General features: G+C 65.4%; 9 protein-coding genes. 4 read left to right on the top strand and 5 right to left on the bottom strand.

Annotated features, from left to right (window positions below; genetic code table 11):
• The first annotated feature begins 544 nt into the window (after nucleotides 1–544).
• Complete coding sequence (locus tag QW881_RS20685; protein ID WP_315734857.1) at nucleotides 545–1,801, top strand: aminopeptidase; 1,257 nt, start codon at nucleotides 545–547, stop codon at nucleotides 1,799–1,801.
• Nucleotides 1,802–1,888: 87 nt separating this feature from the next.
• On the opposite strand, the gene QW881_RS20680 is transcribed toward QW881_RS20685, so the two are convergent.
• Entirely contained in the window at nucleotides 1,889–2,353 is a 465-nt protein-coding gene (locus QW881_RS20680; protein ID WP_316159140.1) for a DUF4399 domain-containing protein, read from the bottom strand.
• Nucleotides 2,354–2,680: 327 nt separating this feature from the next.
• On the opposite strand from QW881_RS20680, the gene QW881_RS20675 reads away from it, so the two are divergent.
• The gene (locus tag QW881_RS20675; RefSeq protein ID WP_316159139.1) at nucleotides 2,681–3,133 is read left to right on the top strand and encodes a cupin domain-containing protein; all 453 of its coding nucleotides are present in this window, start codon (nucleotides 2,681–2,683) and stop codon (nucleotides 3,131–3,133) included.
• Here QW881_RS20675 and QW881_RS20670 read toward each other — a convergent pair.
• On the bottom strand, nucleotides 3,130–3,948 hold the full coding sequence (locus tag QW881_RS20670) for an MBL fold metallo-hydrolase (RefSeq protein WP_316159138.1): 819 nt from the start codon (nucleotides 3,946–3,948) through the stop codon (nucleotides 3,130–3,132). The two genes, QW881_RS20675 and QW881_RS20670, sit on opposite strands and share 4 nt — an antisense overlap.
• A gap of 110 nt (nucleotides 3,949–4,058) precedes the next feature.
• Between QW881_RS20670 and QW881_RS20665 the strand changes: the two genes are divergently transcribed.
• The gene (locus QW881_RS20665; protein WP_315753643.1) at nucleotides 4,059–4,964 is read left to right on the top strand and encodes an alpha/beta hydrolase; all 906 of its coding nucleotides are present in this window, start codon (nucleotides 4,059–4,061) and stop codon (nucleotides 4,962–4,964) included.
• 5 nt (nucleotides 4,965–4,969) lie between these two features.
• On the opposite strand, the gene QW881_RS20660 is transcribed toward QW881_RS20665, so the two are convergent.
• The 3 genes from QW881_RS20660 to QW881_RS20650 form a co-directional block, all read right to left on the bottom strand.
• Nucleotides 4,970–6,496 carry a permease gene (locus QW881_RS20660; RefSeq protein ID WP_315753641.1) on the bottom strand — a complete coding sequence of 509 codons (1,527 nt, stop codon included), beginning with the start codon at nucleotides 6,494–6,496 and terminating at the stop codon, nucleotides 4,970–4,972.
• Nucleotides 6,493–7,242, bottom strand: a complete 750-nt coding sequence (locus tag QW881_RS20655; protein ID WP_316159137.1) for an ABC transporter ATP-binding protein — start codon at nucleotides 7,240–7,242, stop codon at nucleotides 6,493–6,495. Before QW881_RS20655 ends, QW881_RS20660 begins: the two co-directional genes overlap by 4 nt.
• Before the next feature lie 196 nt (nucleotides 7,243–7,438).
• Nucleotides 7,439–8,200, bottom strand: a complete 762-nt coding sequence (locus tag QW881_RS20650; protein WP_409998941.1) for a transglutaminase-like cysteine peptidase — start codon at nucleotides 8,198–8,200, stop codon at nucleotides 7,439–7,441.
• Nucleotides 8,201–8,806: 606 nt separating this feature from the next.
• On the opposite strand from QW881_RS20650, the gene QW881_RS20645 reads away from it, so the two are divergent.
• Entirely contained in the window at nucleotides 8,807–15,100 is a 6,294-nt protein-coding gene (locus QW881_RS20645) for a VCBS domain-containing protein (RefSeq protein WP_315753635.1), read from the top strand.
• Nucleotides 15,101–15,204: the final 104 nt, after the last annotated feature.

The following is a 15,204-nucleotide window of genomic DNA, read 5'->3' as shown; positions in this document are numbered from 1 at the left end:
CCAGCAGAGGCGCTTGACGAGCTGCTGTCACGAATGAAAACACTTGGTGTTGCGACCACCGCTTGAGCCCGCCGGATCGTCCGGCTGGACCTGTGGTACCTGCCGCCTGCATTTTTTGAGCAGGCGGGCCACGGGCCTCAGTCGAGGTCCGGCCTTCCCTGCACCCTCGCTTTGGAGAGGGTGACTGCAAGAGCAATACTCGGACGCGAAAGCGGGTGCGAGGATGAGCTGCCACGCCGGCAAACTTCGTGGCCATCCCGCGCAGTGATGACGCAGTGATAAGGTGACGGGCCCACCGAACACTCCCGTGTCGTCCCCGCGAAAGCGGGGACCCATAAACACCGAAGCCTGCGCTGGACCGAGCCGGAGCCACAGCCGCGTATCATCGCAGACGCCGCGGAGTATGGATCCCGGCGTTCGCCGGGACGACAGCGGAGGATACGGCGAGCGATGACAACGCGGCACGGAAGCCCCTTTCCCATTGACCCCCTTCTCGATTGGCCTATCTCTTCAACACCGCAAAGAAACGGAACTGGATACCCTGATGACCGCACATCCGCGCAACTTCGATGCCGCCATCGATCCCGTCAAGCTCGACCGCCTGGCCGAGGTGGCGGTGAAGGTTGGCCTGCAATTGCAGCCGGGTCAGGATCTGCTGCTGACCGCGCCGTCGGTGGCGCTGCCGCTGGTGCGCAAGGTCGCCGAGCACGCCTACAAGGCCGGTGCGGGAATCGTGACCTCCTTCTTCTCCGACGAGGAGCTGACCTTGGCGCGCTACCGTTTCGGTCATGACAACAGCTTCGATCGCGCCGCCGACTGGCTCTACCAGGGCATGGCCAAGGCATTCTCGGAGAACACCGCGCGGCTCGCCATCGTCGGCGACAATCCGATGCTGCTGTCGGGACAGGATCCGGCCAAGGTGGCACGTGCCAGCAAGGCGAACTCCAAGGCCTACCAGCCGGCGCTGGAGAAGATCACCAATTTCGAGACCAACTGGAACATCATTGCCTATCCGAGCCCGTCCTGGGCCAAGCTGGTTTTCCCGGACGTGCCGGAGGAGGTGGCGGTGGCGAAGCTCGCGGACGCGATCTTCGCCGCGTCGCGTGTCGACCGCGAGGATGCCGTGTCCGCCTGGGAGCGCCACAACGCGGTGCTGCGCGAGCGCACCGGGTGGCTCAACGGCCAGCGCTTCAGCGCGCTGCATTACACCGGACCCGGCATGGACCTGACGATCGGTCTCGCCGACGACCACGAATGGGAGGGCGGCGCCTCGACCGCCAAGAACGGCATCACCTGCAATGCCAACATTCCGACCGAGGAAGTGTTTACGACGCCGCATTGCCGCCGTGTGTCGGGTCACGTCGTCAGCTCCAAGCCGCTGTCCTATCAGGGCACGCTGATCGACAACATCCAGGTCAGGTTCGAGGAGGGCCGCATCGTCGAGGCCAGGGCCTCGAAGGGCGAGGAGGTCCTGAACAAGGTGCTCGACACCGACGAGGGCGCGCGCCGGCTCGGCGAGGTCGCGCTGGTGCCGCACTCCTCGCCGATCTCCAAGAGCGGCCTGTTGTTCTACAACACGCTGTTCGACGAGAACGCCGCCTCGCACATCGCGCTCGGCCAGTGCTACTCGAAGTGCTTCATCAACGGCACCTCGCTGTCGCCGGAGCAGATCGCCGCCCAGGGCGGCAACCGGAGCCTGATCCACATCGACTGGATGATCGGCGCGGCCGACACCGACATCGACGGCCTCCATGAAGATGGCCGTCGCGTGCCGGTGTTCCGCAAGGGCGAGTGGGCCTGACGCATGACGGGCCGGCGTCACGCGTGCACCGGCCCGAAACGAGCCGCGAGCGATGCTCGCGGCGGTGTCGTCGTCGGTCGAACGTGCCTACTGCTTGGCGCTGCCGGTGGTGGCCTGCACGTCGATCGTGATCCGCTCCGACATGACCGGCTTGTTGTGCGGGATGTGGCTCCAGTCGCCGAGCACGAGCTGCAAGGTGTGCTTGCCCGGCGTGAGATTGACCGAGGCTTCGGTCTGGCCCTTGCCGAAATGCACGTGGCCGGCATCGACCGGGATCGCCTCGTTGAGCGTGTCGCCCTCGAGCGCGGGCGCGTCGATCAGCAGGTGGTGGTGGCCGGTGTTGGGGGCCTCGGTGCCGGACGGGGCAACGCCCATGCCGGACAGGCCGAAGCGGATCAGGACCGGCGAGGAGACGGTGTCGCCGTCCTTCAGGTTGATGAAGTAGGCCTTGGCGTTGTCGGGGGCGGGCGTTTCGCCCGCCAAGACGAGGCTGCTGGTTGCAAGGGTGGCGGCGGACAGCGTGAGGGCGAGTGCGAGGCTCAGTCGGCGCATCCTGGGAAATCCTTATCTCTGCGAAGGCGGCAAATCTTTAAAGGCGACGGCACAACTCAGGATGGGCAGGGCGACCAGAGGGAAGCCTGTCCGCATCTTGCAGTGCGGTCAAACAGTAGATCAGCAGGTTTGGCGAGGCCGCGAACAAATTGCGGCGTTCGCGTGGAGTTTATAGCGCTTGCGTGTTTGTGATGCGACGGCTGGTCGCGGCGATCGGTTCAAATCTTAACGACTTCGGAAAGCAGCCATTAGGTGCAATCGGCTACGGTCGCGGGCTCACGCCGCCGTTCAGCCGGTCATTTCAATCCGATGCATTTGAGGTCCAAGATGTCCCCGTCCTTGATCGAAACCGCCAATCTCGCCGTCGACCTGGCGCCCGCTCCGATCGAGCCGTCCTGGATCATCGAGGGCAGTCCGACCGCGACCTCCTGCACCATCGCGCGCAGCAGCGACGGGCTGGGCTCGACCATCGTCTGGCATTGCACCGAGGGCAAGTTCAACTGGTACTACGATTTCGACGAGACGATCCTGATCCTCGAAGGCGCGATCGTGCTGGAGAGCGAGGGCATGCCGGCGAAGCGCTATGGGCCGGGCGACGTGATCTTCTTCCGCGACGGCGCCCATGCCAAATGGCATGTCCAGGGCCACGTCAAGAAGCTCGCCTTCTGCCTGAAGACGCAGCCCTACCTGCTCGGCCTCGCGGTGCGCGTGATCAACAAGCTCAAGCGCATGTTCCTGACGCCGGAAGGCCGCCGCGGCACCAGCCTCGCGGGCGCTTAGACCCCGTCGAGGATGATCACGGTCGGGACCTGTGGCAGCAGCTCGCGCGACATCTTCAAGCTGCGCTCGGCGCGGCGGTCGATCTCGAACTGCTGGCCGATCTTGCGCATGAACTCGTCGAGCGGCGTCGCGAAGCGGTGCATCGGCAGCACCACGGAGGCGCGCAGCCGCTTGGTGATCTCCGAGATGCCGTCGAGCGACATCGTGTAGGTGCCGTCGATCGGCACCATCACCACGTCGAGCCGGCCGATGGCGGCGAAATGCGTCTCGTCCAGCTTGACGTGCAAATGGCCGAGATGGCCGATGCACAGGCCGGCAACCTCGAAGATGAAGATCGAGTTGCCGTCCTTGATCATGTCGGCGCCGATGGAATCGCTGAAGTAGCGGCGGATGTCGGTGGTGATGTTGCGGATCAGCACGTCGCCGATCCGCTCGAAGATCTGGGCCGGCTTGCCGTCGTCGCCCCAGCCGCGCAGCGCGTGCGGGATGCGCGGATCGGGCGCCAGCGTGTAATGCGTCGAGTGCGCCCGGTTCATGGTGATCACGTCGGGCAGCCGTCCGACCTGATAGGCGCCGCTGTAGTCGGTGGCGATGCGGATGCCCATCGGCGTGTCGATGAAGTAGGTCGAGTGGCCGGCATAGGTGATCGTCACCTCGTTGCCGGCCGCCGCCGCCCGGCGCAGGCTGACAGGCGTGGCGCGCGGCGGGGCGCCGGCCATCGCCAGGCACTCGCTGGTGCGCGGCCCCGATTGCGCCACAGCGGGCGATGCGAACGAGACCAGGACGGCAAGCAGCGAGACCAGCGGGCGCAGCATGGCGGTTCCTCTTCAACAGCGCGTGTGAGTGTAGCGAGGAATCCGGATCAGAACTATCCTCGGCGCGACGTCCGGCTGGACAGGGCGGCGCAACGATGCGGGAGCATGGCATGACGGATCGGGTGTTGCGGCCGCTGCGGGAGATCGATGCAGGCGTGGTCCGCATCGCCTATTTCGAGAGCGGGCCGGCCGACGGCCCCGTCGTCATCCTGCTGCACGGCTATCCCTACGACATCCACTCCTACGTCGAGGTCGCGCCGCGCCTTGCAGCTTATGGCTGCCGCGTCATCGTCCCCTATGTGCGCGGCTATGGCCCGACGCGGTTCCGCGACGCATCGACGCCGCGCTCGGGGCAGCAGGCTGCGATTGGCGCCGACCTGATCGCGCTGATGGATGCGCTGGCGATCCCGCGCGCGGTGTTCGCCGGCTATGATTGGGGGGGCCGCGCGGCTTGCGTCGGCGCGGCGCTGTGGCCCGAGCGCTGCACGGGCCTGGTCTCCGTGAACGGCTATCTGATCCAGGACATTGCGCGGGCATTGGAGCCGGCGCCGGTGCCGCGCGAGTTCGCGTTCTGGTATCAATGGTACTTCCAGACCGAGCGCGGCCGCGCCGGGCTTGCCGCCAACCGCGCCGAGATCGCCAGGCTGCTGTGGCAGCAATGGTCGCCGCACTGGCGCTTCGACGACGCGACCTTCGCGCGCGCGGCGGAGGCGTTCGACAATCCCGATCACGTCGACGTCGTGATCCACAGCTATCGCCATCGCTACGGGCTGGCCGATGGGGATCCGCGCTATCAGGGGCTGGAGCGGCGACTGGCGACCCTGCCCGTCATCACCGTGCCCACGATCACGCTCGACGGCGACGCCGACGGCGTGATCCCGGCAACGGACGGCCAGGCGCATGCTGCGAAGTTCAGCAACCGGATCGGCCATCGCGTGATCCCGCGGGCCGGCCACAATTTGCCGCAGGAAGAGCCGGCGGCGTTCGCCGCCGCTGTGATGGAGGTGCTGCGCTGAACGCTTCAGGTTCGTGCCGGCCTCAGCTTCCAGGCTGCGAGCAAGAGGCCCGCGGTCATCAGGCCGCAGACGATGGCAGCCTCGGGCAGCGCGAGCGCCAGTGCCGCGGTCGCCGCCCAGCCGATCGAGGAGAACGCCTCGGCAAAGGTCGCCAGCCGCGACGAGGTCTGGCGGCGGCGGAACTGGCTGCGCCGCGCCTGGATCCGGAACCAGAGCTGGATGGCCGTGGAGGAGACAGTCGCAACCAGAACGGCAACGGCCGTGACCACCGCCTGCGCCGGCGCGACCCAGCCGAGCGCGAGCACGAGAGGCGCGAAGATCACCGCGATCGTGATAAGCACGACCTCGACCTTGGCGCGCACGATGCGCGTCGCCGGCAGCGGCGCCGTCGCCACCAGTTCGGGCGCGTCCTCGCCGGAGATGGTGAGCCAGGCGAGGCCGCCTGCGAGCTGGCCTGCCGCCATCACGACGACCGGCGTGATCAGGAACACCGCCTGCGAGCTGTCGGAGTAGCTGCGCCACAGCAGCAGCGCCGGAGGCAGCAGATAGAGCAGTTGCATCAGCGTCTGCGAGATCAGCCAGGGATCGCGCCGCAGCAGCATGAACTCCTTGCGCCGCAGCGCCTGCTGCTGCGAGCCGCCCCGAAACGACCTGACGCGTGCGCCGGCGCGGCTGGAGATGCCCTGGGCCGCGGCGCTGATCGCGGTGTCGGCGAAGCGCGGCGAGAACACCGCCATGACGACGCCGAGCAACAGCAGGCCCGCAGCCAGCAGGATCAGCAGCGCCTGGCCGTCGCCGAGCGCCGCGCGGGCCGGCAGCCAAAGGATGCTGTCGGGATCGGGCGCGATGGCGGCTGCGGCATCCGAGGTGAGCACGGCGAAGCGCGACAGCGTGCCGTAGGACACGATTGCCGCGATCTGCAGCACGATGACGAAGCCGGCGCCGATCACGGCAGCCAGGATCTGGGCGACCAGCCGCGTTCGCGCCGGGCCAATCAGGCGGAACAGGACGATCGTGATCGCAATGGCGATCGCCGCCGCCGACAGGCCGACGGCCGCGACCACGACGAACGCCGCGAGCCAGCGTGCGCCGCCCTCGATCAGCAGCACGTCGACGAAGGGCGTCGCGAGCAGCAGCGCCATGCTGGTCACGGAGAGCGCGATCGCCGCGATCCGAACGGAGAAGATCTCGGCCAACCGCACCGGCGACGACATGATGAGATCGAGGTCGGCGCGCGCGTAGAACACGCGGGTGACGGATTCGATCGCCTGCGACAGCATCAGCGCCCAGGACAGCATGATGGTCGCGGTGATGACGATCAGCGCGGTCTTGTCGAGCGGCAGCTCGAGATCGGCGTAGCGACCGACCACGACCCAGGCGGGCAGATGCATGAGGGCGCCGAACAGCACGAGACCGATGACGGCGGCCCGCGTGCGGCGGCGCCTGCCGGCCGTGATCATGCCGAGCCATTCCCGCCAGGCGAGCCTGAGCTCGTGACGGGCGAACCAGGCGAGCGTCGCCGCCCGCGTCATGCCGCGGACTCGACGTCGACTAGCGCGATGAACAGCTCCTCCAGGCTGGTGTCGGTGCGACCGTTCTGCTGGCGCAGCTCGGCCAGAGTGCCCTCGGCGACGACGCGCCCGGCGGCGATGACCCCGATCCGGTCGGCCATGCGCTCGGCGACTTCGAGAATGTGCGTGGTCATGATCACCGTGCCGCCGCGGCGGACGCGCTCGGCGAGCAGGCCCTTGACGTGCCGCGCCGACACCGCGTCCAGGCCCGTCAGCGGCTCGTCCAGGATGATCAGCCGCGGGTCGTGGATCAGCGCGCCGGCGAGCGCCACCTTCTGGCGCATGCCCTTGGAAAAGCCTTCGCAGCGCTCGTGCAGATGCGGCTCCAGCCCGAGCGAGGCCAGAAGTTCGGTTGCCGCGTTACTCGAGGTCGAGGGATCGATGCCCCACAGTCCGGCGACGAACTCGAGATATTCGAGCGGCGTGAGCTTGTCGTAGATCATGGGCTCGTCGGAGACCCAGGCCATCACCTGCTTGGCCGCGATCGGGTCGCGCAGCGCATCGATGCCGAAGATCTCGATCCGCCCGGCATCCGGGCGCAGCAGGCTCGCGACCATGCGCAGCGTCGTCGTCTTGCCGGCGCCGTTCGGGCCGACCAGTGCATAGAATTCACCCGAGCGCACCACGAGGTCGAGCGCATCGACCGCTGGCCGTTCGAAACACTTCGTCAATCCTCGCACGGCGAGGGCGGGGCTGCCTGGGGTCATGACGGCACTATCGCCTCGATCGGTTCGCGTCTGCAATGTGGATGCAACTCGTTGCGGCGCGGTGAACGAGCCGCCGCATCGTGTCCATCGGTGCCGGCTGGTTCCGTCGGCGCACTGTCCGCATTCCTGCCGTGCTCGTCCCGCGAACTCCCGGCCACGTGTCAAGTTGTGGGCGCGCGGCAACGATGCGCGATCGTCAATGGTTCACGGAAGCCGTCCCCTCAGGCGACAGCGCCCGGACCTCCGCCATCAGGGGCAAGGCCTGATACCGGGAGATTCCTGTCTCGTCGATCACGAACAACGGCCGCACCTGCCGCGCATCGCTGTCCTGGATCATCGCCATGCGCTGATTGTCGAGCATGAGCCAATGCCCGTCGAGGCGCGCCGCCGCGACGGCATGATCCTCGCCCCGGACGACATCGTGCAGGATCACGATCCGCAGATCGTCGGAGGCAATGCCAGCCATCCGAAGTGCGACGAACTTGGCGATCGCGTAGTCCTCGCAGTCGCCGGCACGGCGTTCGAAGGTAGCGAGAGGGGAGGCCCACACGTCCACCTGGCCATATTGAGCGAGATCACTGGCCGGCCGGATGGCCAGATTGACCCCGCGATTGATCTCGCCGAACCTTGCCCGTCCCGCGCGGAGACGGCCCTGATCGATGATCGCCAGCAGGCTGAGGGCGGCAGGGGAGACGCAGCGCTCGCGGTCGCCATCGCACAGTGCAAGCTGCACGCGCTCGTCTTCGAGCTTGCGCGCGAGCGCCAACCACTTGTCGCGCAACGGGCCCGCCTCCAGGCCGACCCGCGGCAGGCCGAATGGCTCGGCCGTATCCTCGATGGCGGTTGCGAACCCCAATGGCTGCGCGACAGGACCGGCGCTCGCTGGGCTGCCGATCCATATGGCGGCGCTGGCGGCCGCGGCCGCCAGCGAGGCGCGCATCAGCGCGAGAAAATTCATGTGACGCCCCGTGCCCGGATCTCGGCCGGCGCGACGCAGCGCCTGGCGGAACCGGATGCTTGTTGGGGGTCAGCATGGGTGCGGAGGCTTGGCCTCTGCTTAAAACCGGCAATCCGGCGACCAAATCGCAGGATTTACGCTGAACGTTGTGTTGCTCCGATGCGACAAATCCTAGCGAAAGCTGAGCGAGGGTCGCGAATGTCAGGAGGGTTCGCGGTGAAGTTGTGCTTCGAACTCAGCTGCAGCTCCTGCCAAATTGATGCAATTCGTCGATTCTTGTTCTCCCACCGGCAGTCCTCCACTTGAAATCCGTTGTCAGGGGTAAGCCGGTGCGGATGTTGATGTCGGCAAAGGTATTGGATGGTCTATGAATACTTGGAATTACTCTGGTCTTCTGAAGCGATGCGAATTTTGACTTGGCAGGTCTCGGCCGGCGCCAGCTTTAAAGAGGGCGAAAACTCGACAACATCGTAGCGATCCCGCGGAAGTCGCCGTTTTTGGCCACCTGAAGCACAAGCTGAAGGTGGTTCCGCCAGACACTTGCCAGTGATATGCACGCCTTGAACACCCATTCTTATGTATTCATTAACCATAGTCGGTGGCCCCGTGAATTACGCTGGCAATTCTGACGCCGCGCTTTTCTCCGAAGGCCGCGCCGCCTCCTCGCATGGCCACGTGCGGCTGGAGGCACCGCATGCCCATGCGCCGACGGACGCCATCGTCGTTCCGGACGCGCATTTTCTGTTCAATGCAGATTTCAAGCGGTCTGGCCTCGACCTGATCCTGTCGTCCGATGGGCGCGAGATGGTGCTGCCGGACTATTTTAAGGGCGAGAAACGGGCGCCGCTGGCGTCGCCCGATGGCGCGCATCTGACCGGCGACCTCGTCAATGCGCTCTCCGGCGCGGTGCAGGTCAGCCAAGCCGGGGCGGCTGCGAACGTGAGCAAGGTCATCGGCCATGTGACCAAGCTGCAGGGCACCGCGACCGTCATCCGCAACGGCGTTTCGATCCTCCTTCACAACGGCGACAACGTCGAGAAGGGCGACGTAGTCCAGTCCGGCTCGGATTCGACGCTCGGCATCACCTTCATCGACGGCACCGTGTTCGGCCTGTCGTCCAATGCGCGGATGGTGCTGAATGAAATGGTGTACGACCCCAACGGGTCGAACAATTCCTCGCTGATCAGCCTCGTTGCCGGCACGATCTCGTTCGTGGCCGGCGAGACCGCCAAGCACGGCGACATGAAGGTCGACACGCCCGTGGCGACCATGGGCATTCGCGGCACCGCCGTGCTGGTCGAGATCGACTTCACGGTGCCGGGGCAGGGCGGTCTGCCCGATGCCAAGTTCCAGGTGCTGGTCGAGCCCGATGGCCGCACCGGCTCCTACGTGCTGTTCGACAAGACGACGCTGCAGCCGATCGCTGTGGTGAATCAGGCTGGACAGCAGATCCAGATCAGCAACGGAATCGTGAATCAGAGCGCTGTCCCGCTCACGCCGGACATCCAGAAGCTCATCAACGACGTCTTCACGCTGAAGTTCACCGACAACACCAATCCGAAGTCGACAACCCATTTCACCGACATCGGGGTGCCGCAGACGCTGACGCCGTTGACCTTGCCCAATGGCACCAGCGCGACGCCGACCTATCAGGTGACCGACAATACGGGCTCGACACCCACGACGAGCTCGACGTCCGAGCAGCCGTCGCACATTCCGGGTGCGCCGGAGGTCAGGATTCTCGACGCCGGCGGCCGGCTGACCACGACCTTCGGTCTGGCCGAGCGGGCCGGTCAGACGGGCAACGGCGCCGACCTGGACACCGTCCTCACCCGCGTCAATTTCCTCGACGTCAATAACATCGACCGGCCGACGGTCTCGGTGAGCTTCAAGTCCTATGCGTTCAAGAGCGCGCAGCAGGCTGACGTTACGGCATCGCTGAACGCCCTGCAGTTGCAGGATGTCATGGCGACGGCCGTGAAGATCACGGTGGTGCCGGATCCGACCAACAAGAATTTCGGCTCGGCAATGCTGAGCTACAGTGTTCCCGACAACTACTTCGACTTTCTGGCCGCGGGCGAGACGCTGACGCTGACCTACGTCGTGCGCGTCGACAACAATTTCGCGCCGTCGAACGAGTTTACCGAGGTGCCGATCACGATCACGGTGACCGGCACCAACGACAAGCCCGAGATCACGGCGAACGTCCCGACCATCGCGTTCGAGGGCGGCACCAGCGTGCCCGGCGGGCCGCTCACCTCCGAGGACCCGACCTCCGGCACGCTGACGTTCAAGGATGTCGACCTCACCGACACCCATAGCGTGTCGGCCAAGCTGACCGGCGCGGTTCTTGAAGGCGGCAGCATTCCGCCGGCGCCACTGGCGCTGTTCGAGCAGGCGCTGACGGCGTCCCTGGCCTCCGACAGCACCGGCAGCGGCACCGGCAAGATCAACTGGAGCTTCGCCAACCTACCGGTCTATGTCGCCGATTTCATTCCCGCGGGTCAGAAGGTGACGCTCACCTACACGGTGACCGTGACGGACTCGCATGGCGCGACGTCGACCCAGACGATCACGGTGACGATCACCGGCACCGACGATCCGGCCGTGGTCTGGATCGCCACGACCCAGCCCGGCGAAAGCAGCGGCGGCCAGGTTCATCTGTGGAGCGACGGCGCGAACTGGGCAACCGGCCTGGCTCCGACCGCCGATGATGACGTCATCATCATCACCGATCAGCTGCACGGCCTGACGCCGGCCTTTCCGGTGACGATCGATGACAACGCCTACGCCTACGCCAAATCGGTCACGCTGAATGATTTCGGCGGAGGCGCCGTTCCGGAGCTCGACAATAACGGCACGCTGACGATCAGCGGCGCACTGACGGCCAAGGCCGACTCGCTCATCTACAACTTCTCGGGTGCGACGATCACCGTCGGCGGCTCGGCGCAGATCCTCGAGCAAAGCGAGTTGCACAATGCCGGCACCGTGCTGCTGGCTGGCGGCGGCGTCTTCGGGGCGAACGCCGGCATCGTCAATACCGGAACGATCGAGCTGTTCGGCGGCACGCTGACCGTGCATGGTGACGTTGCGAACGCCGATGAGGACAGCTCCGGTCTCATCGAGGTCGACCTCGGCGCGACGCTGACTCTGGATGGTGGCAGTATCGATGGTGGCACCATCGTCATCCAGGGCGCGCCGATCGTTCAGAACTTCGGAACGTTGGAGAGCGGCGGGGAGACACCACAACCTGCCAACGGCCTGCTCGTTCTGAAGGGCGGAGCCGCGATCAGTGATGGCGAGCTGAAAAATTTCGGCTCGATCGAGGTCTCCGGCAGCGGCAACACCCTCTCGGACGAAGCCGTCACGAATGCCGGCCTGATCGATGTCGAGGCCGATGGTGAGCTTACGCTAAACGGCGGCACCAGCATCGATAATGCGGGTGGCAATATCACGGTCGAGGGCTCCGCGACCCTGACGCTGTCGCATGCGGATATCACTGGCGGCACGCTGACCAACGAGTCCGGCGGAACGATAGCCCTGACCGGCCACGCCACGCTGAGCGGCGGCACGCTCGACAATTTCGAGACGATCGCCGTGTCCGGCAGCGGCAATGCGTTCGAAGACGAGACGATCACGAATGCGAACGCCGCCGCGATCACCATTGCGCTGAGCGGTGCACTCTCGCTGAGCGGCACGAGTATCGCAGGCGGCGCTATCAGCAACGAAGGGACGATCTCCGTCGACGGCGACAGCACGATCGAGGGCAGCGCCGTCGCGGGCGGTACGCTGCTGATCGGCGAGACCGGCGCGTTCGCGGAGATCACGGCCATCCTGACGGTCAAGGGCAGCGCGTCATTGACCGACGTCGATGTCGCCATCGGCGACGGCTCGATGCTTCAGGTCGCTGCAGAGGAGAGCGCAACACTGATCGGCGTCAGCGTCGACAACGGCGGCACTGTCCAGGTAGACGACGGCGCGCTGCTGCTGATCGAGGACAGCACGATCACCGGCGGCGATCTCGTCAACCACGGCATCGTGCATGTCGAGACCGCGGCTGCGACCACCTTCGACAACGTTACTATCGATAACACGGACGGTCAGATCATCATCGATGAGGATGGTGAGATGCCGGTGGAATCGACCCTGGTGCTCGACGGGAGCACGACGCTCACCGGCGGCACGTTGGAAATTCGGAGCGTCGGCACGCTGGAGATCGCCGGCAACGATGTGACCCTGTCCGGAATGGACGTCTGGAATTTCGGCGTCTGCACCGTCGACCTCGGTGCGATCCTCGACCTTGCCGATACCAAGGTGAGTCATGACGGCACGCTCTACATCTACGGCACGATCTCCGCGAGCGGGCTGAGCGGCATCGGCGGAACGATCTTCAACTATGGCACGATCGAGATCACGGCGGGTAAGTTCGAGATCGCCGGCGACGTCGAAGGCTCCGGGATAATCAAGGTCGATGCCGGCGCAACGCTGACGGTCGATGGTCACGTGGACCAGACGATCGACTTCGGCAGCGAGGGGAGCAGCGAACTCGTCATCGATGATGCCGGCTTCTCCGCCAAGATCGCCGGCCTCGGCGTCGACGACAAGATCGATCTGCAGACGATCAAGTGGAGCGAGGCGACAACGGCGTCTTACGATGCCGAGACGGGCGTGCTTACCGTCATCGACGGCCAAGGGCACAGCATTGCCCTGACGCTCGAAGGCGACTTCAGCGACTTGCATTTCGCGGGCAGCAATGATGGGCATGACGGAACGCTGATCACGCTGACGGCCGAAGACACGGCGCCTGTGATCGCGGATTCCGGCCGGCCCGGTACAATCACCGAAGCGGCCGCGCAAACAGGGTCGTCCGATCAGCACAGCGTCGCCGGCAGCGTCAAGTTCACCGATGTCGACCTGACCGATCGGCCAACCGCGTCGATCGGGGCGCAGAGCGTGACTTGGACTGCGGCTGATCAGCAGAAAGATTTGTCGGGTCAGCTGACGCCGGACCAGATCGCAGCGCTGGAACAGGCGCTGCACTTGAGCCAGGGCGGCAACGCCAACAATGGCAAGGTCGACTGGACTTATGCCATCACCGACGGCTCGCTCGATTTCCTCGGCGCCGGCCAGACCGTCACGGTCACTACCACGGTGACGCTCGACGACCATCAGGGCAAGAGCGCGACCTCGACGATCGTCGTCAACATCACCGGGACCAACGACCTGCCGGTCGTGACGAGCGAGGTGCAGTCGGCCGAAATCGCCGAGCGCGCGACGATGTCCGGCTCGGATCTGCTCGACACTGTAAGCGGCACGATCGCTTTCGAGGATGCGGACATCACCGATGCGCATGTCTTGAAGGTGACCGGCGTCGCGACCTCCGGCAACGACCACGGGCTGCCGTCGGATCTCTCCGTGCTCAAGAGCTGGCTGTCGCTCGGCTCGCTCACAGAATCCGGCAGTGGTGCGGGATCGCAGGCCTGGACCTTCGCTGCCAATGACAAGGTGTTCGACTATCTCGGCGTCGACGAGCATGTCACGCTGACCTACACGGTCGCGATCGACGACGGTCACGGCGTCGTGGTCGATGTGCCCGTCACCATCACGGTCAACGGCGCAGAGGATGCGCCCGTCATCACAGGTGAAACGAACCCGACGGTCCAGACCGTCATCCTGGCCGAGCAGGCGAGGGTGCTCGCGAGCACCGCCAGCACCAATGCCGAGGGCCTGCCGACCGAAACGTTCGATCGCGTGTCGGCCGGCAACATCTCCGATAACGGGCGCGGCCATGGTAGCTTCTACAGCCAGGCGCTGCACGCGACGTTCACGGCCAGCGGCAATGCGGGGATCGTGCACGGCTCCTCGCCGGTGTCGGCGGCGCCCTACATGGTCGACGGTGTGGACAAGACCAACTATCTCAGCATCGGCAGCCACGCCCAGGAGACCATCACCTTCGACAGCGTCAAGAACAGCTTCGGGCTGTATTGGGGCTCGGTCGACAGCTACAACAGCATCTCCTTCTACAACGGCAACAAGCTGGTCGCCTCCTACTCGGGCAGCGACGTCGCGCCGCTGCTCGCCAATGGCGGGCAGGCGTCGCTGGCCTCGAACGGCTATGTCGAGTTCCTCGGCCTGTCGCCGTTCAACAAGGTGGTGCTTGCCAGCAGCCAGAATGCGTTCGAGCTCGACAACGTCTCGGCGGGCTACATCCCGGATCAGCCGGTGAAATTGGCGAGCGGCATGTCCGGCACCTTGACGGTGCTCGACAGGGATGTCGGCGACACGCTGACCGCTTCGGTAGTCGAAAATGGCGTGATCAAATACAATGGCTCTCTGAGCCTGCCTTCGAATGCCCACGTCCAGGCGCTGGCCGATGCCCACGCGATCACCTTCGGCAGCACGAGATCCGATGGCGGCTCCGATGTCCTGCACTGGACATATCATCCGGCCGACGTGAACCTGGATTTCCTCAATTCCGGCGACACGCTGACCATCACCTATCAGGCGAAGGTCAGCGACGGCCACGGCGGCACGGCGACCAAGGCACTGACCGTCACGTTGGCGGGCAATGGTGCATCGACGGTCAACGGCACGGACCAGAGCGACAATTTCGTCAATGTCGGCGGTGGCGTGACGATCTTCGGCAAGGACGGCAACGACACCTTCGTCTTCAACCCGCATTTCGGCAGCGCCACGATCGGCGATTTCGACGTCAACAAGGACATCGTCGAGATCGATCACTCGCTGTTCGCCAGCGTCGCTGCGCTCGTGGCCTCGGCGCAGTCCGCCAATGGCGGCCACGACACGATCATCACCGATGCAGCCCACGATACGCTCACCCTCAAGGGGGTGACGCTTGAGCAGTTCAAGGCGCATCACGACGGTTTTCACCTCGTCTGAGCCCGCGTGTCCGCCGCGCGATGCGGACGGCGGCGTCGCCGAGCGGAACGCAGTCCGGGATAACCGGACGACTCGGATCGCCGGCTTCGGCGTGATATCGGATG

It is taken from the genome of Bradyrhizobium sp. SZCCHNS3016 (assembly GCF_032484535.1).
Taxonomy (GTDB): Bacteria; Pseudomonadota; Alphaproteobacteria; order Rhizobiales; family Xanthobacteraceae; genus Bradyrhizobium.
Note: the sequence above shows the minus strand (reverse complement) of the source record. Positions and strands in the feature narration are given on the sequence as shown.